This is a genomic window from Klebsiella pasteurii (assembly GCF_018139045.1).
Classification (GTDB): Bacteria; Pseudomonadota; Gammaproteobacteria; order Enterobacterales; family Enterobacteriaceae; genus Klebsiella; species Klebsiella grimontii.
The window spans coordinates 4,297,617-4,323,934 of the sequence record NZ_CP073236.1 but is presented as its reverse complement, the minus strand read 5'-3'; the positions used below and the strand labels follow the sequence as shown (position 1 = coordinate 4,323,934).

27 protein-coding genes and 1 riboswitch are annotated in these 26,318 nt (G+C 55.6%); of the genes, 22 read left to right on the top strand and 5 right to left on the bottom strand.

From position 1 onward, the window contains the following. The first annotated feature begins 339 nt into the window (after window positions 1-339). The 3 genes from malE (at window position 340) to malG (ending at window position 4,166) form a co-directional block, all read left to right on the top strand. Entirely contained in the window at window positions 340-1,530 is a 1,191-nt protein-coding gene (malE, locus tag KCG39_RS20285) for a maltose/maltodextrin ABC transporter substrate-binding protein MalE (protein ID WP_004127785.1), read from the top strand. Window positions 1,531-1,716: 186 nt separating this feature from the next. After that, window positions 1,717-3,261 carry a maltose ABC transporter permease MalF gene (gene malF / locus KCG39_RS20280; protein WP_087829647.1) on the top strand — a complete coding sequence of 515 codons (1,545 nt, stop codon included), beginning with the start codon at window positions 1,717-1,719 and terminating at the stop codon, window positions 3,259-3,261. 14 nt (window positions 3,262-3,275) lie between these two features. Continuing rightward, window positions 3,276-4,166: a maltose ABC transporter permease MalG gene (gene malG, locus KCG39_RS20275; protein ID WP_004097756.1), complete on the top strand. Its 891-nt coding sequence runs from the start codon at window positions 3,276-3,278 to the stop codon at window positions 4,164-4,166. A 191-nt stretch (window positions 4,167-4,357) separates the two neighbouring features. Here malG and psiE read toward each other — a convergent pair whose 3' ends face one another. Continuing rightward, window positions 4,358-4,768: a phosphate-starvation-inducible protein PsiE gene (gene psiE / locus KCG39_RS20270; RefSeq protein ID WP_004097754.1), complete on the bottom strand. Its 411-nt coding sequence runs from the start codon at window positions 4,766-4,768 to the stop codon at window positions 4,358-4,360. A gap of 377 nt (window positions 4,769-5,145) precedes the next feature. On the opposite strand from psiE, the gene KCG39_RS20265 reads away from it, so the two are divergent. From KCG39_RS20265 to KCG39_RS20240, 6 genes are all read left to right on the top strand, one after another. Continuing rightward, the gene (locus KCG39_RS20265) at window positions 5,146-6,423 is read left to right on the top strand and encodes an L-cysteine desulfidase family protein (RefSeq protein WP_004127779.1); all 1,278 of its coding nucleotides are present in this window, start codon (window positions 5,146-5,148) and stop codon (window positions 6,421-6,423) included. Between the two features lie 67 nt (window positions 6,424-6,490). Continuing rightward, the gene (locus tag KCG39_RS20260) at window positions 6,491-7,228 is read left to right on the top strand and encodes an AzlC family ABC transporter permease (RefSeq protein ID WP_004127776.1); all 738 of its coding nucleotides are present in this window, start codon (window positions 6,491-6,493) and stop codon (window positions 7,226-7,228) included. After that, complete coding sequence (locus KCG39_RS20255; protein ID WP_112167074.1) at window positions 7,221-7,541, top strand: AzlD domain-containing protein; 321 nt, start codon at window positions 7,221-7,223, stop codon at window positions 7,539-7,541. The genes KCG39_RS20260 and KCG39_RS20255 overlap by 8 nt, the downstream gene beginning before the upstream one ends. A gap of 25 nt (window positions 7,542-7,566) precedes the next feature. Further along, entirely contained in the window at window positions 7,567-7,944 is a 378-nt protein-coding gene (locus KCG39_RS20250; protein ID WP_004127773.1) for a Rid family detoxifying hydrolase, read from the top strand. Between the two features lie 110 nt (window positions 7,945-8,054). Then, complete coding sequence (locus tag KCG39_RS20245; RefSeq protein WP_004127761.1) at window positions 8,055-8,564, top strand: GNAT family N-acetyltransferase; 510 nt, start codon at window positions 8,055-8,057, stop codon at window positions 8,562-8,564. An 8-nt stretch (window positions 8,565-8,572) separates the two neighbouring features. Then, window positions 8,573-9,028, top strand: a complete 456-nt coding sequence (locus tag KCG39_RS20240) for an acyltransferase (RefSeq protein WP_123828573.1) — start codon at window positions 8,573-8,575, stop codon at window positions 9,026-9,028. Window positions 9,029-9,073: 45 nt separating this feature from the next. Here KCG39_RS20240 and pgi read toward each other — a convergent pair whose 3' ends face one another. Further along, on the bottom strand, window positions 9,074-10,723 hold the full coding sequence (gene pgi, locus KCG39_RS20235) for a glucose-6-phosphate isomerase (RefSeq protein ID WP_004127757.1): 1,650 nt from the start codon (window positions 10,721-10,723) through the stop codon (window positions 9,074-9,076). 352 nt (window positions 10,724-11,075) lie between these two features. Continuing rightward, window positions 11,076-11,309, top strand: a riboswitch (Lysine riboswitch). Window positions 11,310-11,489: 180 nt separating this feature from the next. Between pgi and lysC the strand changes: the two genes are divergently transcribed. Beyond that, window positions 11,490-12,839 (top strand): lysine-sensitive aspartokinase 3, encoded by a 1,350-nt coding sequence (lysC, locus tag KCG39_RS20230; protein WP_004127755.1) that lies wholly within the window; start codon window positions 11,490-11,492, stop codon window positions 12,837-12,839. 39 nt (window positions 12,840-12,878) lie between these two features. Here lysC and KCG39_RS20225 read toward each other — a convergent pair whose 3' ends face one another. Continuing rightward, window positions 12,879-13,667: a nucleotidyltransferase domain-containing protein gene (locus tag KCG39_RS20225; RefSeq protein ID WP_142468476.1), complete on the bottom strand. Its 789-nt coding sequence runs from the start codon at window positions 13,665-13,667 to the stop codon at window positions 12,879-12,881. A gap of 5 nt (window positions 13,668-13,672) precedes the next feature. Continuing rightward, entirely contained in the window at window positions 13,673-14,800 is a 1,128-nt protein-coding gene (locus KCG39_RS20220) for a slipin family protein (protein WP_142468475.1), read from the bottom strand. 138 nt (window positions 14,801-14,938) lie between these two features. Between KCG39_RS20220 and KCG39_RS20215 the strand changes: the two genes are divergently transcribed. From KCG39_RS20215 to KCG39_RS20200, 4 genes are all read left to right on the top strand, one after another. Continuing rightward, on the top strand, window positions 14,939-15,142 hold the full coding sequence (locus tag KCG39_RS20215; protein WP_075208534.1) for a hypothetical protein: 204 nt from the start codon (window positions 14,939-14,941) through the stop codon (window positions 15,140-15,142). Window positions 15,143-15,247: 105 nt separating this feature from the next. Then, window positions 15,248-16,828, top strand: a complete 1,581-nt coding sequence (gene rtcR / locus KCG39_RS20210) for an RNA repair transcriptional activator RtcR (protein WP_142468474.1) — start codon at window positions 15,248-15,250, stop codon at window positions 16,826-16,828. A 111-nt stretch (window positions 16,829-16,939) separates the two neighbouring features. Then, on the top strand, window positions 16,940-17,884 hold the full coding sequence (panS, locus tag KCG39_RS20205) for a ketopantoate/pantoate/pantothenate transporter PanS (protein ID WP_004127747.1): 945 nt from the start codon (window positions 16,940-16,942) through the stop codon (window positions 17,882-17,884). A 182-nt stretch (window positions 17,885-18,066) separates the two neighbouring features. Continuing rightward, a complete protein-coding gene (locus KCG39_RS20200; RefSeq protein ID WP_004127746.1) occupies window positions 18,067-18,339 on the top strand; it encodes a YjbD family protein in 273 nt (90 codons plus the stop codon). Here KCG39_RS20200 and rluF read toward each other — a convergent pair. Then, the gene (gene rluF, locus KCG39_RS20195) at window positions 18,336-19,208 is read right to left on the bottom strand and encodes a 23S rRNA pseudouridine(2604) synthase RluF (protein WP_142468473.1); all 873 of its coding nucleotides are present in this window, start codon (window positions 19,206-19,208) and stop codon (window positions 18,336-18,338) included. The two genes, KCG39_RS20200 and rluF, sit on opposite strands and share 4 nt — an antisense overlap. A 348-nt stretch (window positions 19,209-19,556) precedes the next feature. On the opposite strand from rluF, the gene KCG39_RS20190 reads away from it, so the two are divergent. From KCG39_RS20190 to KCG39_RS20155, 8 genes are all read left to right on the top strand, one after another. Continuing rightward, on the top strand, window positions 19,557-20,504 hold the full coding sequence (locus KCG39_RS20190) for a sugar-binding transcriptional regulator (RefSeq protein ID WP_004127741.1): 948 nt from the start codon (window positions 19,557-19,559) through the stop codon (window positions 20,502-20,504). 70 nt (window positions 20,505-20,574) lie between these two features. Then, complete coding sequence (locus tag KCG39_RS20185; RefSeq protein ID WP_142468472.1) at window positions 20,575-21,378, top strand: SDR family oxidoreductase; 804 nt, start codon at window positions 20,575-20,577, stop codon at window positions 21,376-21,378. 9 nt (window positions 21,379-21,387) lie between these two features. Further along, window positions 21,388-21,795, top strand: a complete 408-nt coding sequence (locus tag KCG39_RS20180; protein ID WP_014227521.1) for a mannose/fructose/sorbose PTS transporter subunit IIA — start codon at window positions 21,388-21,390, stop codon at window positions 21,793-21,795. Then, window positions 21,795-22,289, top strand: a complete 495-nt coding sequence (locus KCG39_RS20175; protein WP_004127734.1) for a PTS sugar transporter subunit IIB — start codon at window positions 21,795-21,797, stop codon at window positions 22,287-22,289. The genes KCG39_RS20180 and KCG39_RS20175 overlap by 1 nt, the downstream gene beginning before the upstream one ends. A 186-nt stretch (window positions 22,290-22,475) precedes the next feature. Further along, complete coding sequence (locus KCG39_RS20170; RefSeq protein WP_087829627.1) at window positions 22,476-23,273, top strand: PTS mannose/fructose/sorbose transporter subunit IIC; 798 nt, start codon at window positions 22,476-22,478, stop codon at window positions 23,271-23,273. Window positions 23,274-23,284: 11 nt separating this feature from the next. Further along, a complete protein-coding gene (locus KCG39_RS20165; protein ID WP_004127729.1) occupies window positions 23,285-24,109 on the top strand; it encodes a PTS system mannose/fructose/sorbose family transporter subunit IID in 825 nt (274 codons plus the stop codon). A 176-nt stretch (window positions 24,110-24,285) separates the two neighbouring features. Then, on the top strand, window positions 24,286-25,515 hold the full coding sequence (gene sorE, locus KCG39_RS20160) for an L-sorbose 1-phosphate reductase (RefSeq protein WP_004127726.1): 1,230 nt from the start codon (window positions 24,286-24,288) through the stop codon (window positions 25,513-25,515). Further along, window positions 25,508-26,317: a shikimate 5-dehydrogenase gene (locus KCG39_RS20155; RefSeq protein ID WP_004127723.1), complete on the top strand. Its 810-nt coding sequence runs from the start codon at window positions 25,508-25,510 to the stop codon at window positions 26,315-26,317. Before sorE ends, KCG39_RS20155 begins: the two co-directional genes overlap by 8 nt. Window position 26,318: the final 1 nt, after the last annotated feature.

Here is a 26,318-nt window from a genome sequence, read left to right as displayed (position 1 = left end):
AACGACACATTCAAGATGGGCTGACTATGCGGCATTCATTAGTCTGGTAAATCCTCCACCCCCCGGCTTTTTCATGGGGGAGGAGACGGGAGGATGAGAGATGACGTCTCGCCGCTGGGGGGGGCGGGCCGATACCCATTTCGTGATGCAGCCTGCAAAATTGGCCTCCTTTTTATGTGCTCCAGGACTCATAACCGGCATTTCTGCTATGGAGATCACACAATCGGGGGATGGGGCGTAGACATGGGGAGGATGGAAAGAGGTTGTTAAAAAAGGAAACTCATCACCGTTAAGCCACTCAAGTGTATCCACGAGCACATCACCAAATAGGACGGGTATATGAAAATCAAAACTGGCGCTCGCATCCTCGCGCTGTCTGCATTGACCACGATGATGTTTTCCGCCTCTGCCCTCGCAAAAATCGAAGAAGGTAAGCTGGTTATCTGGATTAACGGCGACAAAGGCTACAACGGCCTCGCTGAAGTGGGTAAAAAGTTTGAAAAAGACACCGGCATTAAAGTATCCGTAGAACATCCGGATAAGCTGGAGGAGAAATTCCCGCAGGTTGCCGCGACCGGTGACGGCCCTGACATCATTTTCTGGGCCCACGACCGTTTTGGCGGCTACGCCCAGTCCGGCCTGTTGGCGGAAATCACCCCGGACAAAGCTTTCCAGGACAAACTCTATCCGTTCACCTGGGACGCGGTTCGCTATAACGGCAAGCTGATTGCCTACCCGGTTGCCGTCGAAGCGCTGTCGCTGATCTATAACAAAGACCTGGTGCCAAATCCGCCGAAAACCTGGGAAGAGATCCCGGCGCTGGATAAAGAACTGAAGGCGAAAGGTAAGAGCGCGCTGATGTTCAACCTGCAAGAACCGTACTTCACCTGGCCGCTGATTGCCGCCGACGGCGGTTATGCGTTCAAGTTTGAAAACGGCAAGTACGACGTGAAAGACGTAGGCGTGGATAGCGCTGGCGCGAAAGCAGGCCTGACCTTCCTGGTCGACCTTATTAAGAACAAGCATATGAACGCCGACACCGACTACTCCATCGCGGAAGCGGCATTCAACAAAGGCGAAACCGCGATGACCATCAACGGTCCGTGGGCGTGGTCTAACATCGATAAGAGCAAGGTTAACTACGGCGTTACCCTGCTGCCGACCTTCAAAGGCAACCCGTCTAAACCGTTCGTTGGCGTACTGAGCGCCGGTATTAACGCCGCCAGCCCGAACAAAGAACTGGCGAAAGAGTTCCTCGAAAACTACCTGATGACCGATCAGGGTCTGGATGAAGTGAACAAGGACAAACCGCTGGGCGCGGTCGCGCTGAAATCCTTCCAGGAAAAACTGGAAAAAGATCCGCGTATCGCCGCCACCATGGCTAACGCCAAGAATGGTGAAATCATGCCGAATATTCCGCAGATGTCCGCCTTCTGGTATGCCGTTCGTACCGCAGTGATCAACGCCGCTAGCGGTCGCCAGACCGTTGAAGAGGCGCTGAAAGACGCACAGGCTCGTATCACCAAGTAATACGGTTTCCCTTATTTCTTAGGGAATAAGGTTTGTTGAATACGTTGTTACACGAAATCATTCGCGCTACATCGAGGCGGCAAGGATGCAAATCCCCAGGCGCTTACATCAGTAAGTGACTGGGGTACGCATCCGCAGCCAACAAAGAGGTAGCGCGAAGGATAAAGTGTAAAGAGGATGATCCCCATGGATGTCGTGAAAAAGAAACACTGGTGGCAAAGCCCGCAGCTCACATGGTCTGTGATCGGCTTGCTGTGCCTGCTGGTGGGTTACCTTGTTGTTTTGATGTACGCCCAGGGGGAGTACCTGTTTGCCATCATGACGCTGATTTTGAGCTCGGTTGGCCTGTATATTTTTTCCAATCGCAAAGCCTACGCCTGGCGCTATGTGTATCCGGGTCTCGCCGGGATGGGGCTGTTCGTCCTGTTCCCGCTGATCTGCACGATCGCAATCGCTTTTACCAACTACAGCAGCACTAACCAGTTGACCTTCGAACGCGCCCAACAGGTGCTGATGGACCGCTCCTTCCAGGCGGGTAAATCCTACAACTTCGCGCTCTATCCGGCGGGAGATGAATGGAAGCTGGCGCTGACCGACGGCGAAAGCGGCAAAAACTATCTTTCCGACGCCTTTAAATTCGGCGGCGAGCAGAAGCTGGCCTTAAAAGAGGCTGACGCCCTGCCGGAAGGCGAGCGCGCCACGCTGCGCGTGATTACGCAAAACCGTACCGCCCTGAACCAGCTGACCGCCGTGCTGCCGGATGAAAGCAAAGTCATCATGAGCTCCCTGCGTCAGTTCTCCGGTACTCAACCGCTGTACGCGCTGGCCAATGACGGTACGCTGACCAACAACCAGAGCGGCGTGAAATATCGTCCGAACGCCGAGGTCGGTTTCTATCAGGCGATCAACGCCGACGGCAGCTGGGGCAGCGAAAAGCTCAGCCCGGGCTACACCGTAACCATCGGCTGGGATAACTTCACCCGCGTGTTCCAGGATGAAGGGATCCAGAAACCGTTCTTCGCGATTTTCGTCTGGACGGTGGTGTTCTCCGTTCTGACCGTGATTCTCACCGTTGCGGTCGGCATGGTGCTCGCCTGTCTCGTCCAGTGGGAAGCCCTGAAGGGCAAAGCGATTTACCGCGTACTGCTGATTCTGCCGTATGCCGTACCGTCATTTATCTCGATTCTGATTTTCAAAGGCTTGTTCAACCAGAGCTTTGGCGAGATCAACATGATGCTCAGTGCGATGTTCGGCATCAAGCCAGCCTGGTTCAGCGACCCGACCACCGCGCGCACGATGATTATCATCGTCAACACCTGGCTGGGCTATCCGTACATGATGATCCTGTGCATGGGCCTGCTGAAAGCGATTCCTGACGATTTATATGAAGCCTCGGCAATGGATGGCGCTACGCCGTTCCAGAACTTCTTCAAAATTACGCTGCCGCTGCTGATCAAGCCGCTGACGCCGCTGATGATCGCCAGCTTCGCCTTTAACTTTAACAACTTCGTGCTGATTCAGCTGTTGACCAACGGCGGGCCGGACCGGCTCGGCACCACCACGCCGGCGGGCTACACCGACCTGCTGGTGAGCTATACCTACCGTATCGCCTTTGAAGGCGGCGGCGGTCAGGACTTCGGCCTCGCGGCGGCTATCGCCACGCTGATCTTCCTGCTGGTAGGCGCGCTGGCGATTGTTAACCTGAAAGCCACACGTATGAAGTTTGATTAAGGGAGATAACGATTATGGCTATGGTTCAACCCAAATCTCAGAAGCTGCGCCTGTTCACGACGCATCTCCTGCTGCTGATTTTTATCGCGGCGATTATGTTCCCGCTGCTGATGGTTATCGCTATCTCTCTGCGCGAAGGTAACTTCGCCACCGGTAGCCTGATCCCTGAAAGTATCTCCTGGGAGCACTGGCGGCTGGCGTTAGGTTTCAGCGTCGAACACGCTGACGGTCGCGTCACGCCGCCGCCCTTCCCGGTGCTGCTGTGGCTGTGGAACTCCATCAAGGTGGCCGGCATTACCGCTATTGGCATCGTCGCGCTCTCTACCACCTGCGCTTACGCTTTTGCCCGCATGCGCTTCCCAGGTAAAGCAACGCTGCTGAAAGGGATGCTGATTTTCCAGATGTTCCCCGCAGTGCTGTCGCTGGTCGCGCTGTATGCCCTGTTTGACCGTCTCGGCCAGTACGTGCCGTTCGTCGGCCTGAATACCCACGGCGGCGTCATCTTCGCCTATATGGGCGGTATCGCGCTGCACGTCTGGACGATTAAAGGTTACTTCGAAACCATCGACGGCTCGCTGGAAGAAGCGGCGGCGCTGGACGGCGCCACCCCATGGCAGGCTTTCCGCCTGGTGCTGCTCCCGCTGTCAGTGCCGATTCTGGCGGTGGTGTTTATTCTGTCGTTCATCGCTGCGATTACCGAAGTACCGGTGGCCTCCCTGCTGCTGCGCGATGTGAACAGCTATACCCTGGCGGTCGGAATGCAGCAGTATCTCAACCCGCAGAACTATCTGTGGGGCGACTTTGCCGCCGCGGCGGTGCTCTCCGCCATCCCGATTACCGTAGTGTTCCTGCTGGCCCAGCGCTGGTTGGTCAACGGCCTGACGGCTGGCGGAGTGAAAGGTTAATTTTTTTGTAACACCCGCCCCAAATTTCAGATGAGGGCCGGCGGTTTAGCGGCAATACACGTCCCCAACCGGGTATTGCCGCCGCCGCCCTCAGCTGAAAAAGTAAGGCAAATGCCACTGCTATCCTCAACTGGACCCTACATAAATTTAATTTGTGACTGTTGGTCAGCGGCCCTGGAGGCCGCTTTTTTTTATTCGCGTTTCAGGCGGTTGGAGTTACACAGCCAGAGCGTAATCACCAAAATCAGGATCGCCGCGGAGTAAATCAGTACCGCCATAGGCGACTCATGATCGATAATGATCAGGCGGACGATGGCGGTGATGCCGATATAGACAAAGTAGCGCAGCGGGAAGTGAAATCCCGACTCAAAGTACTTCACTATCAGCGCGATAAATTCGAAATAGAGGAAGTAGACCACCAGCCCTTCCACCAGCTTGTACTTACTGACAGGTTCAGGGGTGAACAGGACGTGCGCCAGATGCAACGTCTCTTTCCCGAGAAAAACGATCAGTATGACTCCCAGACACAATAGCCCGAGATTCAAAACGGTTTGCATGGCGGTTGCAATAAAACTCACCAACGGACGATAAACCGGCGGCATAGGTACACCTCATCATCATGATTTCCTGTGACCTGTATAACGCAAAAATGTGATCCAGATCTACATTTATGAGTCCCTTCTTGTGACTACAGCGCTCTCGCCTATCCGACGAAATACGTAAAAAAAGAAATTTTTACTTTCGGCGAGGCTGTGAGGCAGTTAACTAAATCCCTTTTTATGTTCAAAAAACAGAATATAAATACCTATCAAATCAGCTAATTAACCATAATAAGATCACAATTTTACAATATTTTAATAAGCGAATATTTTTCTCTTTCAGGCATAAATAACGGGGGTATTAGAGTAAGTTTTTTCTTAAGAATTGACATAGCATATTCGCATATTAATAAGCCCTCGTTAGCGGATAGATATAAAATATGACTACTGAACACGCATCTCTATTTATAAACTGGCTGAAAAAAGAAGTTGCCCCGGCATTAGGCTGTACAGAGCCTGTCGCTATTTCTTTTACCGCGGCTTACGCCGCGAAACATTTGGATACTGCTTGTCAAAGTATTAGCGGTTTTATTTCCGCAAATCTGTATAAGAATGCAATGGGCGTAACTATTCCCGGAACATCCGTCAGTGGCGTGGCGCTTGCGGCCGCAATTGGCGCATTTGGCGGCGACGCTGATAAGGGATTAAAAACACTGGAGGGGATTAGCGAACGGCATGTTGAACTAGCCCAAAAATTAATCGCCGATGGTCAGGTCAATATTAGCGTGCAAGACACCCCTGATTTTATTCATCTGGATCTGACGCTGACGGGCGGCGAAAAGAGCTGCCGCGTGGTGGTCAAGGGCACGCATACCAATATCGTTGAGCTGTATATTAATGGCGAAGCGCAGGTGCTGGCGGACAAACAGAGTACGGTAACGCAGCAGGAAACATTAGCAACCTTTTCGCTTGCCGAGGCCTTTGATTTTATTAGCGAGGTCGAATTCGCCGACATCGCATTTATTCTCGAAGCCGCCCGGCTCAATTCGGCGCTGGCGGAGGAAGGTAAAAGCAAAAAATACGGTTTGAACATCAACGGCACCTTCTCTGATGCGGTAAAAAATGGCCTGCTCAGCAACGACCTGCTGAGTAAAGTCATCATCAATACCGTCGCCGCATCCGACGCGCGAATGGGCGGAGCCCCCGTCGTCGCGATGTCAAACTTTGGTTCCGGTAACCAGGGTATCGCCGCCACCATGCCGGTAGTGACGGTCGCGGAGCATCTTAACGCCGATGAAGAGACCCTCGCGCGGGCGCTGGCGCTCTCCCACCTGACCGCCATATCGATCCACTCCCGCTATACGCGTCTGTCCGCGCTATGCGCAGCGTCCACGGCAGCGATGGGCGCCGCGGCAGGTATGGCGTGGTTATTTACCCGTGACCTGCAAACAATTAATACCGCTATTATTAATATGATCAGCGATATTACCGGCATGATTTGCGATGGCGCCTCTAATAGCTGCGCAATGAAAGTATCGTCCGTGGTTTCCAGCGCCTTTAAGGCCGTACTGATGGCGATGCAAAATAGCTGCGCAGGCTCTAATGACGGCATTGTTTGCGCTGATGTAGAGCAGACCATTAATAATCTCTGCCGTCTGGTGATTAAGCCCATGGCCTATACCGATAAAGAAATCATCAACATTATGGTAGCAAAGTAATCATTAATTCGCGTTTTAATGTACCTTACACAAATAATTAATCTCCTGAATACAACAGGTATTGCTTATGAACAAAAAAGTTATTCTACGGGGTATGAGCGCCATACTTCCCTTGTGCATCGGCGACTTTCCGTTTTCATTTATTGTCGGCGCGCTAAGCGTTAGCGCCGGGATGAGTATCTGGCAAAGTACGGCATGGTCGACGATTGTCATCGCCGGTTCGGCACAAATGCTGGCGTTAAATATGCTAAAAACCGGAGCGAGCCTTGGGGTGATTATATTCACCACGATGATAATTAATCTTCGCCATGTGCTTTATAGCGCCTCTATTTCCAGTACGGTACGCGAAGCCTCCTTCTTTAAAAAATGCTTTATGGCATATGCCCTGACCGATGAAGTGTACGCCACGACGGTGAAAGAGATGGAGGAGAATAAAAAAGATAAATATCTTTTCTATTTTTCAGCAATGCTGACGTTTTGGTTCGCCTGGGTACTGGCCGATTTCCTTGGCGCTCTGGTTGGCGCGTCTTTTCCGCACATTGAAAAATATGGTCTGGACTTCGCGATGGTCGCCGCATTTATCGCCATCGTGGTCCCGCAAATCAAAAGCCAGGCCTGTACCGTCGCCGCCGTTGTTGCTGCCGTATCCGGGGTACTTTTGGTCGTACTGCCCTACTCGTTAGGTATCGTCGTCGCGTCCGTACTGGGCGTAATGGCGGGCCTGAGCGTCGATCTCGCCGAAGAGCGTAAACAGGCGCAGGCCGCTGACAAACTCTCTCTCGAAGGAGCGCTGGAAAATGAGTAATAGCTTTTTTATCGCCCTGACGCTGGGCATGGCCGCCGTGACCTTTCTTATTCGCTTCTCGTTCATTGGCCTCGCCGGGAAGGTTCAGATGTCGAGCCGGGTCAGCAAAACGCTGCGTTTTGTGCCGGTGACCGTGCTGCCGGCCATCATCACGATTCAGATCCTGAGCGTAAATTCCAGCATGGAGTTCGATTTGAAAAACCCGAAGGTGATCGCCGCGATTATCTGCACGCTCGCCAGCTTCCGCCTGGGCCTGGTCTGGGTCGTCGTCAGCGGCGTCGGTTCACTCGTTTTGCTCAACTATTTCATGTAACCACCTATCAGAAGGAATCAACAGAATGATAATTACCACTGCCGCTGCGCCTGCCGCCATTGGTCCGTATGTTCAGGGGGTAAACCTGGGTACCATGACGATGACCTCGGGGCAGCTGCCGGTCAATCCGCAAGACGGCACCATGTCTGACGACATCGCTCAGCAGACGCGACAGTCGCTGGATAACGTTAAGGCTATCGTTGAAGCGGCGGGTTTGCAGGTGAAAAACATCGTTAAGACGATGGTCTTCGTCAAGGATCTGAATGACTTCGCCACCATCAACGCGGTTTATGAAGCGTTCTTCGCCGAACACAACGCGGACTTTCCAGCCCGCTCTTGCGTTGAAGTCGCCAGACTGCCTAAAGATGCGGGCATTGAGATCGAAGCCATCGCCGTCGCCTAATCCCCCTGCCGGAGGTCCTCCTCCGGCAACGTCTTACCCCCCACTTTTGAGGTTTACCCGCAGCGAAGTTTACGGGCAAAATATCGCCACTTCTTTGCGAGGAACGCAGAATGCTAAAGATTCGTATTGGACGTCCGGAAGATGCGGCTTTACTCAACGAAATGGCCAACGTCAGTTACCGCCACCACTTTACCCATCTCTGGCACAACGCCGAGGAAATGGAGCACTACCTGCAGCAAGAGTATTCCATGGCCGCGTTGGCGCCCAGCCTGGCCGATCCGCAGTGCTGCTGGTTGATTGCGGAAGCCGCGCGCCCTGTCGGCTTTGCTAAATACGCCTGTGGTCAGAATATTGATCCCGGGGGTCCATCCGGCGCGCTGCTACATAAGCTCTATCTACTGCCTGACGCCACCGGGCATCGTTACGGCGAGCAGATTTTCCGCGCCGTCGAGACGCGAGCGAAAGAGACGGGTGAAAGCTGGCTATGGCTGGAAGTGCTCGCCGCGAATACCCGCGCCCGCCGTTTTTATGAACGCCAGGGGATGCAGCACGTGAAGGATGTGGCATTTCATTCTGCAACCCAGCAAAGCACACTCCATATTCTGGCTAAACCAATCTGAGAGGCAGCATGCATACCCTTCGTGAAACCGCCATTCGCAACGTCGCCAGCGGCGAAAACGTGGTGATTTACCAACCCACCAACCTCTACGACTGCACGCTTGGCGATAACGTCTTCGTCGGGCCATTTGTGGAGATTCAGGGTCATACCCGCATCGGCAACGACAGCAAAATTCAGTCCCACACCTTTATCTGCGAGTACGTGACCATCGGCGAGCGCTGCTTTATCGGCCACGGCGTGATGTTCGCCAACGATATGTTCCGCGAAGGCAAACCCAACGCCGACCGCGAGAGCTGGGGAAGAATTGTGATTGGCAACGATGTGTCTATCGGCAGCGGCGCAACCATTCTGGCGGTCAGCATCTGCGATGGGGTCGTGATCGGCGCGGGCAGCGTGGTGACAAAATCCATTACTGAGAAAGGCGTGTGGGCCGGGAACCCGGCAAAGCTGCTGCGCCGGCTATAACAAAAATGCCGACCACATGGGCCAGCATTGCGAACGTTTTAGCGATTATGCGCGCCAGGATTTATAGCGGTTAATCAGACCGTTAGTGGAGCTGTCGTGGCTGCTCACTTCGGAACCATCTTTCAGCTCCGGCAGGATGCGGTTAGCCAGCTGTTTGCCCAGCTCAACGCCCCACTGATCGAAGGTGAAGATGTTCATAATCACGCCCTGGGTGAAGATTTTGTGCTCATACAGGGCAATCAGCGCGCCCAGGCTGAACGGCGTAATTTCACGCAGCAGGATGGAGTTGGTTGGGCGGTTGCCTTCAAACACTTTGAACGGCACAACGTGTTCCAGGGTCGCCGGATCTTTACCCTGATCGCGATATTCCTGCTCGACCACTTCGCGGGATTTACCAAACGCCAGCGCTTCGGTCTGCGCAAAGAAGTTAGACAGCAGCTTCGGATGGTGGTCGGACAGCGGGTTGTGGGTAACCGCCGGGGCGATAAAGTCGCAAGGCACCATTTTGGTCCCCTGGTGAATCAGCTGGTAGAACGCGTGCTGACCGTTAGTGCCCGGCTCGCCCCAGATGATTGGGCCAGTCTGGTAATCCACGGCGTTGCCGTTACGGTCAACGTATTTACCGTTGGATTCCATGTTGCCCTGCTGGAAGTAGGCGGCAAAGCGGTGCATATACTGGTCGTACGGCAGAATCGCTTCGGTTTCAGCGCCGAAGAAGTTGTTGTACCAGATACCAATCAGCGCCAGCAGCACCGGCAGGTTTTTCTCAGGCGCGGTCGTGGAGAAGTGTTTGTCCATCGCATGCGCGCCGGAGAGCAGTTCAACAAAATTGTCGAAGCCCACGGACAGGATGATGGACAGGCCGATGGCTGACCACAGAGAGTAACGGCCGCCAACCCAGTCCCAGAACTCAAACATATTAGCGGTATCAATACCGAACTCGCCCACCGCTTTACCATTGGTGGAGAGCGCGGCGAAGTGTTTCGCTACGTGTTTCTCATCGCCGGCGGTCGCCAGGAACCAGTCGCGCGCGCTGTGGGCGTTGGTCATCGTTTCCTGAGTGGTAAAGGTTTTCGACGCCACCAGGAACAGCGTGGTTTCCGGGTTCACCGTTTTCAGCACTTCGGCGATGTGGGTCCCATCGACGTTGGAAACAAAGTGCATATTCAGGTGATTTTTATACGGGCGCAGCGCTTCGGTCACCATGAACGGGCCGAGGTCGGAGCCGCCGATACCGATGTTGACGACGTCGGTAATCGCTTTACCGGTGTAGCCTTTCCAGCTGCCGGAGATAATGGCTTCGGAGAAGGTTTTCATCTTCTCAAGCACGGCGTTCACTTCCGGCATCACGTCTTTGCCATCAACCAGAATCGGAGTATTGCTGCGGTTACGCAGCGCAACGTGCAGCACCGCGCGATCTTCCGTACGGTTAATCTTCTCGCCGGAGAACATGGATTTAATGGCGTCTGCCAGGAAGGTCTCTTTGGCCAGGTCCTGCAGTTTTGCCAGCGTCTCTTCGGTGATGCGGTTTTTGGAAAAATCCACCAGCATCAGATCGTCGAACGTGGCGGAGAATTTAGAGAAACGATCGCTATCCTTCGCGAACAGATCCGCGATGGTAACGTCTTTCATTTCATCAAAGTGTTTCTGTAATGCCTGCCAGGCAGAGGTCTGCGTTGGGTTGATGTTTTTCATTAGCAATACTCTTCTGATTTGAGAATTGTGACTGCGGTCGATTGTAGCGCCGGTGACGAAAAATTGTGATGATTTTTATGTTATGCCGATGATACGCGTCAGAAATTGGGCCGATTTGGCGCAAAATGCCCCTGATAGTATAGACATCATAAGGCTTTTTTCTGTCAGCGACCCGCGCATGAAAAATCCGCATAACCCTGACGTTGACATACTTCGCCTGAAGCCTTTATATAACGGCAGTACCTACGTATACGTAGATATGTATGGATCGCGCATTTCACGCTACAGCGAAAGGGTATTGTAGGGGGGTATAATGTCCCGCGTCCCCCAGGCAAAGTGAAAGACGTCGGTAATTGCCAGAAGAGGTGCGTTGCCCAGGTAACCGTATTGGAGGAGCCAGTCCGGGGAAAATACGTGAGGGGGAGCAACGCCGAGGTGAATAAGCGTCTGGTTACGCTCATCACCGGCCACAGGGGCTGAATCCCCTGGGTTGTCACCAGAAACGTTCGCAGTCGGGCGTTTCATACTCGCCATCTGATGCACAGCATCGGCAAGCGGGTCTACAAGGTGGAGCACTTCTGGGTGACATCGTAGTTTGTTTATCGCTCTGCGCCCACCCTGTTTTTCGCTCTTCCCTTGTGCCATGGCTGAATAATTTGGCCTGGCTTATTAAGACATTTTATTGCAATCCGGCTGCGTCCAGCCCCGCCAGGATTGGTTTTCTGGAATCGTTTTAATAAGTCAGGCCCCCTGACACGAGGTTGTTATGACAGATTTAGTTGTAGCCAAATTCGGCGGCACCAGCGTTGCCGATTTTGATGCCATGAACCGCAGCGTAGACGTCGCGCTGCTGGATGCCAATACCCGCGTGGTGGTGCTTTCCGCCTCAGCGGGCGTGACCAACCTGCTGGTCGCATTAGCGGAAGGGCTGGAACCCGGCGAACGTTTCGCGAAGCTCGATGCCATGCGTCAAATCCAGTTCAATATTCTGGAGCGTCTGCGCTATCCCAACGTTATTCGCGATGAAATTGAGCGCCTGCTGGAAAATATCACCACCCTGGCGGAAGCCGCCTCCCTGGCCAGCTCAACCGCGTTAACCGACGAGCTGGTCAGCCACGGCGAACTGATGTCTACCCTGCTGTTTGTCGAGATCCTGCGCGAGCGCGGTATCGCCGCCCAGTGGTTCGATGTACGCAAAATTATGCGCACCAACGACCGCTTTGGCCGTGCGGAACCGGATATCGCCGCCTTATCTGAATTAACCCAGCAGCAGCTGACCCCGCGCCTTGCGGAAGGGCTGGTGATCACCCAGGGCTTTATCGGCAGCGAAGCCAAAGGCCGTACCACCACCCTGGGCCGCGGCGGCAGCGACTATACCGCCGCGCTGCTCGGCGAAGCGCTAAACGCCACCCGCGTCGATATCTGGACCGATGTTCCGGGTATCTATACCACCGACCCGCGCGTCGCCCCGGCGGCCAAACGCATTGACGTTATCGCTTTTGAAGAAGCGGCGGAAATGGCGACCTTTGGCGCGAAGGTCCTGCATCCGGCCACCCTGCTCCCCGCCGTGCGCAGCGATATTCCGGTATTCGTCGGCTCCAGCAAAGAGCCGAAAGCCGGCGGCACGCTGGTGTGCAAAAACACCGAAAACCCGCCGCTGTTCCGCGCGCTGGCGCTGCGCCGCAAGCAGACGCTGCTAACCCTGCACAGCCTGAATATGCTGCACTCACGCGGTTTTCTGGCCGAGGTATTCAGTATTCTGGCGCGTCACAGTATCTCCGTCGATCTGATCACCACGTCGGAAGTGAGCGTGGCGCTGACCATGGATACCACCGGTTCGACGTCGGCTGGCGATACCCTGCTCACCCAGGGGTTGCTGACCGAACTTTCCTCTCTGTGCCGCGTTGAGGTCGAGCAGGATCTGGCGCTGGTCGCCATCATTGGTAATGAGCTGTCGAAGGCGTGCGGCGTCGGTAAAGAGGTGTTTGGCGTACTGGACCCGTTTAATATTCGTATGATTTGCTACGGCGCATCCAGCCATAACCTGTGCTTCCTGGTACCGGGAGCGGATGCCGAAAAAGTGGTGCAGAAGCTGCATCATAATCTGTTCGAGTAATAGCGAATAAAATGGCCCGCCATTTCTGCCGGGCCATTTTTAGTTTCCCATCACCGTGGTGATCAGCAATCTGTCCAACTCCCTGACATCACCGCTCCGGCTCTCCGGCAGCGCTGGCGGGATTGCGCCCCTGAGCAGCTCGGACTGAATAAACGCATGCAGCAGCGGTCGACGCGGGCCGTTTTCCGCCTCTCCCGCACGCTGTTTACGCTCCAGCAGCTCGCCTATTTCCGCACGTAGACCCGTTTCCAGCTCGCTTCCCGCCAGCAGTTCATCAAAGCGCATCGGCGGCACGCCTTTTCCCGCCTCAACCCAGCGGACGGCCAGCGGCGGGCGCAATACGTAAAAGTACTTTTTCAGCCGCACCTGTTCGCCTTGCAGATAGCCGCGAAAATTTTTCCTGGCCATCGAGTAGTAATGCCAGCGGGCGCGAACCGGAGAAAACCAATGCGGGATGAGTTTTTTAAGCGCCTGAACCGTCGCATCATCCTGCCGATACACCACCGGTGAATCCAGCCATTCGATCAGCGTCGGGTTCGCCCCTTTCAACAGACCCAGCGCTTTGCGCCACTCCCAGCCGCAAACGTCCAGCTCATCGTCGATGGGCAGCTCAATAACATCGCGCTGCGCGTCCACCCGCAGATACCACTCCAGCGAATGAACGTAGAGAAACCGCACATCATAATCGCTGTCCGGCGAAGCAAAGCCCCAGCCCCGGCTGCCGGACTCGCAGGCGTAGAGCACCCTGACGCCGTAGCGCCGCTCCACGTCGTTTAACTGCCGCTGCACCTTATGGCGCATGGCGGCGTTCACACCGTGATACGTCATTTTCATTATCCTTTTAGATTCACCAGGCCATGCAGCACCTGGTCCAGACCGCCAAAGACCGAGATTTTATCGATACGCTCCGCCACTCTTTCCAGCGTTTCCAGCTCTTTTAAACGCAACGCCACCGGATTGTTTTCCATCACCTTCGCGGTGTTGAGCAACGAGCGCGTCGCCGCGGTCTCTTCACGCCGGCGGATCACGTTCGCCTGCGCCGATTTCTCCGCCTCCACCAGCTGCGACAAAATGGCTTTCATGTCGCCGGGCAGCACAATATCCTTCACGCCCAGCGACGCGACGTCGATACCAAATGCCGCCATGCGCTCGGTGACCTGCGCGCTTACCACCTCATCAATGATTTTCTTATCTTCCAGCAGCTCATCCAGCGTTCGTGTTCCGACGGCTTCACGCAGCGCAAACTGCAGCTCGCGATACAGATGGTCCAGCGGCTTCGTCAGCTGTCCAAAAGCCTGCAGCACATCGCTGTAGCGCCAGTTCGCCGCCAGATTTAAACGCAGGTTCACTTTATCTTTGGTCAGAATCTCCTGGCCGCCAACCTCCAGCACCTGCAGGCGGGTATCGACCACTTCCGCTTCCACCAGGTGATTGACCTTCCAGTACGCGCTCAGGCCAGGCTGCAGCAGCGATTGTGTCTCGCCGTCGATTTTCAGCACCCCGACGTGCCACGCCGGCACCGATACGGTGAGGATCGCTTCGCGGCCTTTTACCGCCCCGTGACGTCGCGGCTGCAGCACCGCATTCATGATGTCAGCCGGAACCGCAACCTGCCGGGTATCGATACGTAGCAGCCGCATCTCGTCACCGGCGGACCAGTACAGCCGGCGCGTCGAAGGCGGTAAAATTTCCTGCAGCACACCGTTGGCATACAGCGCCCCGGTTTCGATATCCGTCAAATCCGCCGCCAGGCAGTAGCGTTCAACCCATTCAGGCTGAAAGCGCCGTAAATACTCCGCCAGCGCTTCCGGCACCTCGCTGCCGTCCCGGTTTACGATCAGCACGTCAGGAACGTTGAACCACGGCAGGCGGTGCTCGCCCGCTTCCAGAACCTGATAGTAGTCGCCCTGGCGGGATAAAAGGCCAAGCTGACCTTTACGTACCGTAATTTTTTTCGTCATTTTTTATTCCTTAACAATTAATCAGGCGCGGGTGCAGGGGCGAAGCCGCAGGGGAACTCCCTTTTACCTGCGGCACGGCGCCTTTACCGGCGGCCTGCTTTGGGGAGTGCCGACTGCGCACAACCCCGGTGTATTTTTATGATTAACAACCAGTTTTCATTGGAGATGAAATCGGGAATCGAACCCATTGGTGGTCATCGGCTGACGGAACGCGCCCGAAAAACGGTCTGTACCGTTCCTGGCGTGCCGGCGGGGTTTAACCCCCTGCGTCTTCAGCGTCGTGACGAAAGGACTATTGCCAGATGCGTGCCAAAAACAACAATGGCGAAAGTTGTTTTTTAAAAAATTGATTAATAAGGTTTTTATTTTCAAAGCACACCGTAGCGCTTGCTCCCGCCGACAGGTTTTTTTATCTTTAAATATCAACAATTATCTTTTGGGATAAACATGAAAAAGCGGCGAGTGGTGATTGGCGTCCTCGGAACGGTACTGGATAAACGCGGCAAGCGAGCGAACCGTTTTAAAAAATGGCGGCCCACCGTGGGGCTATGCCAGCAGGCCGATTTTCCTGTCGACAGGCTGGAGCTTCTCCACCAGCCGCGTGATGAAAATATGGCGCAAAAGCTGATTGACGATATCGCACAGCTTTCGCCGCATACCGAAGTCCATCCGCATACGGTTGAAATCAACGATCCCTGGGATTTTGAAGAGGTCTACGCGGCGTTTCTCGACTTCGCCAACCGCTATCGCTTTGATACCGAAAACGAAGAGTATCTGGTGCATATCACCACCGGGACCCACGTGGCGCAGATCTGCTGGTTCCTGCTGACCGAAGCGCGCTACCTTCCCGCCAGCCTGCTGCAGACCAGCCCTGCGCCGAAAGGCGCAGCGGATGAAGCCGTCGCCGCCGGTATTTACTCGGTGATCGATCTGGACTTAAGCCGCTATGCTGCGCTCACCAGCCGCTTTCAGCGCGAGCAGCAGCAGTCCGTCTCCTTCCTGAAGGCAGGTATCGAGACGCGGAACGCGACGTTCAACGCACTTATCGATCGTATTGAGCGCGTGGCGATCCGATCGACCGATCCGATCCTGCTTACCGGCCCAACGGGCGCCGGTAAATCCGTCCTCGCCAAACGTATTTTTCAGCTTCGTCAGTCGCGGCATCGGGTGGCGGGAAAATTCACGGCGGTGAACTGCGCCACGCTGCGCGGCGATAACGCCATGTCCACGCTGTTTGGTCATGTCAAAGGCGCGTTTACCGGCGCGGTGACGCCTCGCGCCGGGCTATTACGCGAAGCCGACGGCGGCGTACTGTTTCTCGATGAAATAGCCGAGCTGGGGCTGGATGAGCAGGCCATGCTGCTGAAGGCCATCGAAGAAAAAACCTTTTTCCCGTTTGGTTCGGATAAAGAGGTGCACAGCGACTTCCAGCTGATCGCCGGCACGCATCGCGATATGCAGCAGTGGGTGGCGGAGGGGCGCTTTCGCGAAGATCTTTATGCGCGCATCAATATGTGGCGCTTTGCCCTCCCCGGCCTGGCGCAGCGGCGGGAAGATATTGCGCCGAACGTGGAGTATGAATTACGGCGACTGGCCAACGAGCGGCAGACGCAGATCCGCTTCGATAAAGACGCCCGCGAACGCTATCTGGCCTTTGCCTGTTCGCCGCAGGCGCAATGGCGCGGCAATTTTCGCGAGCTCAGCTCGTCCGTGGCGCGCATGGCGACCCTGGCCGAGCAGGGGCGCATTACGCTAGCCGTTGCGGAAGAGGAGATAATGCTGCTGAAAGAGAGCTGGCAGCTCACGACATCTTCTCCTGATATTGCGCTGGAAATCGATCTGTTCGATCGCCGCCAGCTGGAAACGGTGCTGGAGGTCTGCCAACGCAGCGCTTCGCTCTCCGAAGCCGGACGCGAGCTGTTCGCCGTCTCCCGGCAAAAAAAGGCCAACCCTAACGATGCCGACCGCTTGCGCAAATATTTAGCGCGCTTCGGACTCAGCTGGGAGCTTATCCGCAGCGGAACATGAGCATAATTTGTTTGAATAATATGTCTTAGCACGATAAACAATAGCGATGGCCGGGCTCGATCCCGGCCGGTCTATAACAAGCAAACACAACTTACGTGCAAGGAAAACAACATGCTCGCCACGCTTACGCGGCTGTTCCCATTATGGGCGCTGCTGCTCTCGGTTATCGCCTATTACACGCCATCCACTTTTACCCCCGTTGGCCCGTGGGTCCCGACGCTGCTGATGCTGATTATGTTCGGCATGGGCGTGCATCTGAAAGTCGACGATTTTAAGCGCGTGCTTTCCCGCCCCGCGCCGGTCGCCGCCGGCATTTTTCTCCACTACCTGGTGATGCCGCTCGCCGCCTGGCTGCTGGCGCTGATTTTTCACATGCCGCCCGAGCTCTCCGCCGGGATGGTGCTGGTCGGCAGCGTCGCCAGCGGTACGGCATCCAACGTGATGATCTTTCTGGCAAAAGGCGACGTCGCGCTCTCAGTCACCATCTCATCGGTTTCCACGCTGGTTGGGGTGGTCGCCACCCCGCTGCTGACGCGTCTGTACGTGGATGCGCATATTCAGGTGGACGTGATGGGGATGCTGCTCAGCATTCTGCAAATCGTGGTGATCCCGATTGCGCTGGGGCTGGTAGTGCACCATCTGCTGCCGAAAGTGGTGAAGGCGGTGGAGCCGTTTCTGCCGGCCTTTTCGATGGTCTGCATTCTGGCGATTATCTGCGCCGTGGTGGCCGGTTCCGCATCGCATATCGCTTCCGTAGGCTTTGTGGTGATTATCGCCGTCATCCTGCATAACACCATCGGCCTGCTCGGCGGCTACTGGGGCGGACGGCTGTTTGGCTTTGACGAATCCACCTGCCGCACGCTGGCGATCGAGGTGGGAATGCAGAACTCTGGCCTTGCCGCCGCGCTGGGGAAAATCTACTTTGGCCCGCTGGCCGCGCTGCCCGGCGCGCTGTTCTCGGTCTGGCACAACCTGTCCGGCTCGCTGCTGGCCGGTTACTGGTCAGGGAAGCCTATTGTTGATAAATCGCGTAAAACGGTAAAAGAGCGCGAATAACCCGTAATTTTCCCGGCTTGCGCTGTGCTTAGCCGGGCTACGGTCCGTGCAGCTTGCGGGTTTTGTCGCCGGACAGGCGCGCAGCGCCGCCTCCGGGATTTTCTGCGAGGCACAACAATATACCGTGAGACGTCAGCCCCAATACCGTACACTGAAACCACAGGCTAATTGAGGGCACCACTATGGCACTCCCCCGCATCACGCAAAAAGAGATGACCGAGCGCGAACAGCGCGAACTGAAAACCCTGCTCGACCGCGCGCGCATCGCCCATGGCCGTCCGCTGACTAACGCGGAAGCCAATAGCGTGAAAAAAGAGTACATCGATAAGCTGATGCTTCAGCGGGAAACCGAGGCAAAAAAAGCTCGCCAGCTGAAGAAAAAGCAGGCGTATAAACCGGATGCAGAGGCCTCGTTTTCCTGGTCGGCAAATACCCCGACGCGCGGCAGACGTTAACGCCCTTTCTTCTTGCGCCCCGGCGCGGTAAAGCGTTTGCCGTTCGACGCCGGGCGGGAGGACTTGTCGCTGGTTTTTTCAATCGCCACCACCGGGCGCTTGATGCTGGCCGTTTTCGGCTTCGCTTTTGCCTTCGGTTTCGCTTCTGAAGACGAGTTTTCAATCAGTTTGAAAAGATCGATCAGCTCATCGTCGGTCAGATCGCGCCACTCTCCCAGCGGGATCCCCGTCAGGCTGACGTTCATGATCCGCGTCCGCTCAAGCTTCGTCACTTCATAGCCAAAGTGTTCGCACATCCGGCGGATCTGGCGATTCAGCCCCTGTACCAGGGTAATGCGGAACACAAACGGCGCTTCTTTTTTCACTTTGCACTTCTTCGTCACCGTGCCGAGAATCGGTACGCCCGCCCCCATGCCGCGGATAAACTCATCGGTCACCGGCTTATCAACGGTGACCAGATACTCTTTTTCGTGATCGTTACCGGCGCGCAGGATTTTATTCACCAGATCGCCATGGTTGGTCAGAAAGATCAGCCCCTGGGAGTCTTTATCCAGGCGACCGATGGGGAATACGCGTTTACTGTGGTTAACGAAATCCACGATGTTGTCGCGCTCGCCGTCTTCGGTGGTGCTGACGATGCCAACCGGTTTATTCAGCGCAATCAGGACCAGATCGTCCGCTTCGCGCGGCTCAATCAACCGGCCATTGACCTTTACCACGTCGCCAGCTTTAACCTGGTCGCCGATGGTGGCGCGCTTGCCGTTGATAAAAACGTTGCCTTGTTCGATAAAGCGATCGGCTTCACGACGCGAGCAAATTCCGCTTTCGCTGATGTATTTATTAAGTCGGGTTGATGAGTCGGGCAGCATAAAATCTCCTGTAAAAGCGAAATATACCCTACCTTACGGGCGATAAAAAAGAATCGCGCTCTCGTCGCCTGACACTAAGTGTGATCTGCTCCGCCTTTCAACACAAAAGTGTGCCCATGAAAGCCCGGCAACTTTGCCCGGCGAAACAAAGCAGAATCAGGCTCTTATCACGTCTGGCACAAAGGTGCCATAAACCACCGGTAAGCAACGCAAATGTGCAACAGAAATGGTCGGAATATCTTCATGAAATAGAGGAAAATTTCTTTGAAGCGGGTCGCTGATGGGGTTATATCAGATCATGACAGCAACTCTCCCATTTGCACAAATGTGCAGGAGCCGACAGTGACGATGGAAAACAGCGACGATATTCGTCTGATCGTGAAAATCGCCCAGCTCTACTATGAGCAGGATATGACCCAGGCGCAGATTGCCCGCGAGCTGGGGATATACCGCACCACTATCAGCCGTCTGCTGAAGCGCGGCCGCGAGCAGGGCATCGTCACTATCGCCATCAACTACGACTACAACGAAAATCTGTGGCTTGAGCAGCAGCTAAAACAAAAATTCGGTCTCAAAGAGGCGGTAGTGGCGGCCTGCAACTCACTGCTGGAGGAGGATCAGCTCAATCTAATCGGCCTGCATGGCGCGCAATTGGTCGACAGGCTGCTAGAGCCGGGCGATATCGTCGGCTTCTCCTGGGGTCGAGCGGTGCGCGCGCTGGTGGAGAATCTGCCACAGGCCAGCCAGTCCCGTCAGGTTATCTGCGTGCCGATTATCGGCGGCCCCTCCGGCAAGCTGGAGAGCCGCTACCACGTGAATACGCTGACCTACGGCGCCGCGGCGAAGCTGAAAGCGGAATCGCATCTCGCCGATTTCCCGGCACTGCTGGATAACACATTAATTCGCAACGGTATTATGCAGTCCCGGCATTTTAAAACGATTGCCTCCTACTGGGATAACCTGGACGTCGCGCTGGTGGGCATTGGTTCTCCGGCGATCCGCGACGGCGCCAACTGGCATGCATTTTACGGCAGTGAAGAGAGCGACGATCTCAACGCTCGCCAGGTCGCCGGCGATATCTGTTCGCGTTTTTACAACATTGATGGCGCGCTGGTCGAAACCGCCATGAGCGAAAAAACGCTCTCTATCGAGATGGCGAAACTCAAGCAGGCGCGCTACTCGGTGGGTATCGCCATGGGCGAGGAGAAATACGCCGGGATTCTTGGCGCCTTAAACGGTCATTACATTAATTGTCTGGTGACGAATCGAGAAACCGCTGAGTCATTACTGAAGTAAATGTCAAGAATATGATTTCACGCAGCGCTGCTGCGGGGGATCCCTTTATCTAAAGAAACAGGAGTCGATAATGAATACATGGTTAAATTTAAAAGACAAAATAATTATCGTGACCGGCGGCGCATCAGGAATCGGCCTGGCGATTGTCGATGAGTTATTAGCCCAGGACGCCAACGTGCAGATGAGCGATATTCACGGCGGCGACAAACATCAGAATCGCGATAATTATAATTTCTGGCCAACCGATATTTCCAGCGCCAGCGAAGTGAATAAAACCGTCGAGAGTATTATTCAGCGCTTTGGCCGCATTGATGGTTTAGTCAATAACGCCGGCGTCAATTTCCCGCGTTTATTAGTGGATGAGAAAGCGCCGTCCGGTCGCTATGAATTAAATGAAGCGGCATTCGAAAAAATGGTCAATATCAACCAGAAAGGCGTTTTCCTGATGTCGCAGGCGGTGGCGCGCCAGATGGTGAAACAGCGCAGCGGCGTGATTGTTAACGTCTCGTCGGAAAGCGGTCTCGAAGGCTCTGAAGGCCAGAGCTGCTACGCCGCGACCAAGGCCGCGCTGAACAGCTTTACCCGCTCCTGGTCGAAAGAGCTGGGCAAGCACGGTATTCGCGTCGTAGGCGTCGCGCCGGGCATTCTGGAAAAAACCGGGCTGCGTACCCCGGAATATGAAGAGGCGCTGGCCTGGACCCGCAATATCACTGTAGAACAGCTGCGCGAAGGCTATAGCAAAAATGCGATCCCTGTTGGTCGCTCCGGCCGTCTCAGTGAAGTTGCTGATTTTGTTTGCTATCTGCTCTCAGAGCGCGCCAGCTACATTACCGGAGTAACCACTAACATTGCGGGCGGCAAAACGCGCGGCTAAGGGGGAAACATGGTTAACGTCATCTTCTGCGCTCACGGTCAGCTGGCCTGCGCCATGCTCGACTCGGTGCGCATGGTTTACGGCGATGTCCACGTCAGCGCCGTGGCGTTTGTACCGGGGGAAAACGCGGGCGATATCGCCGATAAGCTTGAAAAGTTGGTAAGTACTCACAAAGAGGAGGAGTGGCTCATCGCCGTCGATCTACAGTGCGGCAGCCCGTGGAACGCCGCCGCCGGCCTGGCGATGCGCAACCCGCAGCTTCGGGTCATCAGCGGCCTGTCGCTACCGCTGGCTCTGGAGCTGGTCGATAACCAGCAAACGATGAATGCAGAAGCACTGTGCCAACATCTTGAGACTATCGCCAGCCAGTGCTGCGTCACCTGGCGACAGCCGGAAACCGTTGAGGAGGATTTCTGATGAACATTACGCTCGCACGCATTGATGACCGCCTGATTCACGGCCAGGTCACCACCGTTTGGTCAAAAGTGGCCAACGCCCAGCGTATCATTATCTGTAATGACGACGTGTATAACGACGACGTTCGCCGCACGCTGCTTCGCCAGGCCGCGCCGCCGGGCATGAAGGTCAATGTGGTGAATATCGAGAAAGCCGTCGCCGTTTATCACAACCCGCAATATCAGGACGAAACGGTTTTTTATTTATTCACTAATCCGCAGGACGTATTAACCATGGTGCAGCAAGGCGTCAAAATAGCCACCCTGAATATTGGCGGCATGGCCTGGCGACCGGGTAAAAAACAGTTAACCAAAGCGGTCTCATTAGACGCAGCGGATATTAATGCCTTTCAGCAGTTAGATAAGCTGGGCGTTAAGCTTGATTTACGCGTCGTAGCCTCGGATCCGTCGGTTAATATTCTCGAAAAAATAGCAGAGCAGTCCGTTACAGAATAATAAAACGCGCCTTTTATTACACACTGTCATTCTGAATGCATTTCGGCGGCAAATGAGCGAGTCACCAGCAGCATAGCTAACTATGTGACTGGGGCGAGAGAATGCAGTCAACAAAGAGGCAGCCTGAAGAACATCGTGTAAATGCCGTAAAAGGCAGGGATTTCTATACCCTCAAGGTGACAAATTATGGAAATAAGTACCCTACAAATCATCGCCATATTTATTTTTTCCTGTATTGCCGGGATGGGCAGCGTGCTGGATGAATTCCAGACTCACCGCCCATTAATCGCCTGTACCGTGATTGGCTTAATTCTCGGTGATTTAAAAACCGGGATTATGCTCGGCGGGACGCTGGAGCTGATCGCGCTCGGCTGGATGAACGTCGGCGCGGCGCAGTCTCCGGATTCGGCGTTAGCCAGCATTATCTCCGCCATCCTGGTGATCGTGGGCCAGCAAAGCATCGCTACCGGAATAGCGATTGCGCTGCCGGTCGCCGCGGCGGGTCAGGTGCTCACCGTGTTCGCCCGCACCATTACCGTGGTGTTCCAGCACGCGGCGGATAAGGCAGCAGAAGAAGCGCGCTTCGGGACAATCGATCTGCTGCACGTATCGGCGTTGGGTGTACAGGCGCTGCGCGTTGCTATCCCCGCGCTGGTGGTTTCGCTGTTCGTCAGCGCGGATATGGTCAGCAATATGCTCAACGCCATCCCGGAATTCGTCACCCGCGGTCTGCAAATCGCCGGCGGTTTTATCGTGGTGGTCGGCTACGCCATGGTGCTACGCATGATGGGCGTGAAGTATCTGATGCCCTTCTTCTTCCTCGGCTTCCTCGCAGGGGGATATCTCGACTTTAGCCTGCTGGCCTTCGGCGGCGTGGGGGTCATCATCGCGCTGATTTATATCCAGCTTAATCCGCAGTGGCGTAAACCTGAAGCGCAGGCAGCCGCCACCTCTTCCACTGCCCTTGACCAGCTTGACGACTGATGGAGCCCAACATGGAACAGAGAAAAATTACCCAAGGCGACCTGGTGAGCATGTTTCTGCGCTCCAACCTGCAGCAGGCGTCATTCAACTTCGAACGTATTCACGGGCTTGGCTTCTGCTACGACATGATCCCGGCCATCAAGCGCCTCTACCCGCTGAAGGAGGATCAGGTCGCCGCGCTGAAGCGCCATCTGGTGTTCTTTAACACCACCCCGGCGGTGTGCGGGCCGGTGATTGGCGTGACCGCCGCGATGGAGGAAGCGCGGGCTAACGGCGCCGCTATTGACGATGGCGCCATCAACGGGATCAAAGTGGGTCTGATGGGGCCGCTGGCCGGCGTGGGCGACCCGCTGGTATGGGGCACGCTGCGGCCAATTACCGCCGCCCTCGGCGCCTCGCTGGCGCTCTCCGGGAATATTCTTGGCCCCCTGCTATTCTTCTTCATTTTCAACGCAGTACGTCTGGCGATGAAGTGGTACGGGCTGCAGCTTGGCTTCCGTAAAGGGGTCAATATCGTCAGCGATATGGGCGGCAACCTGCTGCAAAAACTGACCGAAGGCGCCTCCATTCTTGGCCTGTTTGTGATGGGCGTGTTGGTCACCAAGTGGACCACTATCAACGTACCGCTGGTGGTCTCGCAAACGCCGGGCGCCGATGGCTCGACCGTCACCATGACCGTACAGAACATCCTCGATCAGCTCTGCCCCGGGCTGCTGGCTTTGGGCCTGACGCTGCTGATGGTGCGTCTGCTTAATAAGAAAGTGAACCCAGTATGGCTGATTTTCGCCCTCTTCGGTTTGGGGATTATCGGTAACGCGCTGGGCTTCCTGTCCTGATTATTCCGCCCCGGCGATGCCGGGGCTACTTCAACAAGTTAGCCCCAACAGATTGCGCAGTACGGCAAAGCGGCAACCGAACGTATCCCTGGGAGCGTAGATTCACTGCGTGACCAGGGCGTGAAGAAAGCCAACACAGCCGTAATGCGAAAGATGAAGGGGATGAGGTGGTAAATATGCAAACAACAGCCCTGCGCCTGTACGGCAAACGCGACCTGCGCCTGGAAACCTTCGAACTACCGGCGATGCAGGATGATGAAATCCTCGCCCGGGTGGTCACCGACAGCCTGTGCCTCTCCTCATGGAAAGAGGCGAATCAGGGTGAGGACCACAAAAAGGTGCCGGACGATGTGGCGACCAACCCGATTATCATCGGCCATGAGTTTTGCGGGGAAATTATCGCCGTCGGTAAAAAGTGGCAGCACAAGTTTCACGCTGGTCAACGCTATGTTATTCAGGCCAACCTGCAGTTGCCGGATCGCCCGGACTGCCCCGGCTATTCCTTCCCGTGGATCGGTGGCGAAGCCACCCACGTGGTGATCCCCAACGAGGTGATGGAACAGGATTGTTTGCTTTCCTGGGAAGGCGATACCTGGTTTGAAGGTTCGCTGGTGGAGCCGCTTTCCTGCGTGATTGGCGCCTTCAACGCCAACTACCATTTGCAGGAAGGCAGCTATAACCATGTGATGGGCATTCGCCCGCAGGGGCGCACGCTGATCCTCGGCGGCACCGGCCCGATGGGCCTGCTGGCTATCGACTACGCGCTGCATGGCCCGATCAATCCGGCGCTGCTGGTGGTCACCGACACCAATAAGCCAAAGCTCAGCTATGCGCGCCAGCACTATCCCTCCGAGCCGCAAACGCTGATCCACTATCTTGATGGGCGTGACGCCAGCCGCGAAACGCTGATGGCGCTCTCCGGCGGCCACGGTTTTGACGATATCTTCGTCTTCGTCCCTAACGAACAGCTCATCACTCTGGCATCCTCGCTGCTGGCCGCAGACGGCTGCCTGAACTTCTTCGCCGGTCCGCAGGATAAGCAGTTCAGCGCGCCGATCAATTTTTACGATGTGCATTACGCATTTACCCACTACGTCGGCACCTCCGGCGGTAATACCGACGATATGCGCGCCGCCGTAGCGCTGATGCAGGCGAAAAAAGTCCAGACCGCGAAGGTGGTGACCCATATTCTGGGGCTGAACGCGGCGGGCGAGACGACCCTGGATTTACCGGCGGTGGGAGGCGGTAAAAAGCTGGTCTATACCGGGAAAAATATCCCGCTGACGCCGCTGGGAGAAATCAGCGATCCGCAGCTGGCGGCGATTATGGAGCGCCATCACGGTATCTGGTCAAAAGAGGCGGAGGTGTATCTGCTGGCCCACGCGGAGGATATTGTTCATGATTAATCGTGATACGCAGCTGTGCATGTCGTTGGCCGGTCGTCCGGGCAACTTCGGCACCCGCTTTCACAACTATCTGTATGAAAAGCTGGGGCTGAACTATATCTATAAAGCGTTTACGACCCAGGATATTGCCGCGGCGGTAAACGGCGTGCGCGCATTAGGCGTTCGCGGCTGCGCGGTCTCGATGCCGTTTAAAGAGAGCTGCATACCGTTTCTCGACGCTCTTGACCCTTCGGCAAAGGTGATTGATTCGGTCAATACCATCGTCAACGACGACGGCAGGCTGACCGGGCTGAATACCGACTATATCGCGGTAAAAAGCCTGATTGACAGCCATCGGCTCGACGCCTCTGCCAAAGTGATGATCCAGGGCAGCGGCGGAATGGGCAAAGCGGTCATCGCCGCCTTCCGCGATGCCGGTTTCCGCGATGTGATTATCGCCGCCCGCCATCGCGAGCGCGGCCTGGCGCTGGCGAAGCAGTACGGTTTCCAGTGGCAGCCCAAGCCAGAGGGAATCGCAGCGGATATTCTGGTTAACGTCACGCCGCTCGGCATGGCGGGCGGTGCGGAAAGCGAAACCCTGGCCTTTAGCCAGACAATGGTGGAACGGGCCGCCGTGATATTTGACGTGGTCGCGCTACCGCCGGAAACCCCGCTCATCAAGCTGGCGCAGAGGCTGGACAAGCACGTTATCAGCGGCGCGGAGGTGATTGCCCTGCAGGCGGTGGAGCAATTTGCGCTCTACACCGGCGTGCGCCCGGACGCGGCGCTGGTCGCTGAAGCCGCGGCCTTTGCCAGAGGATAAG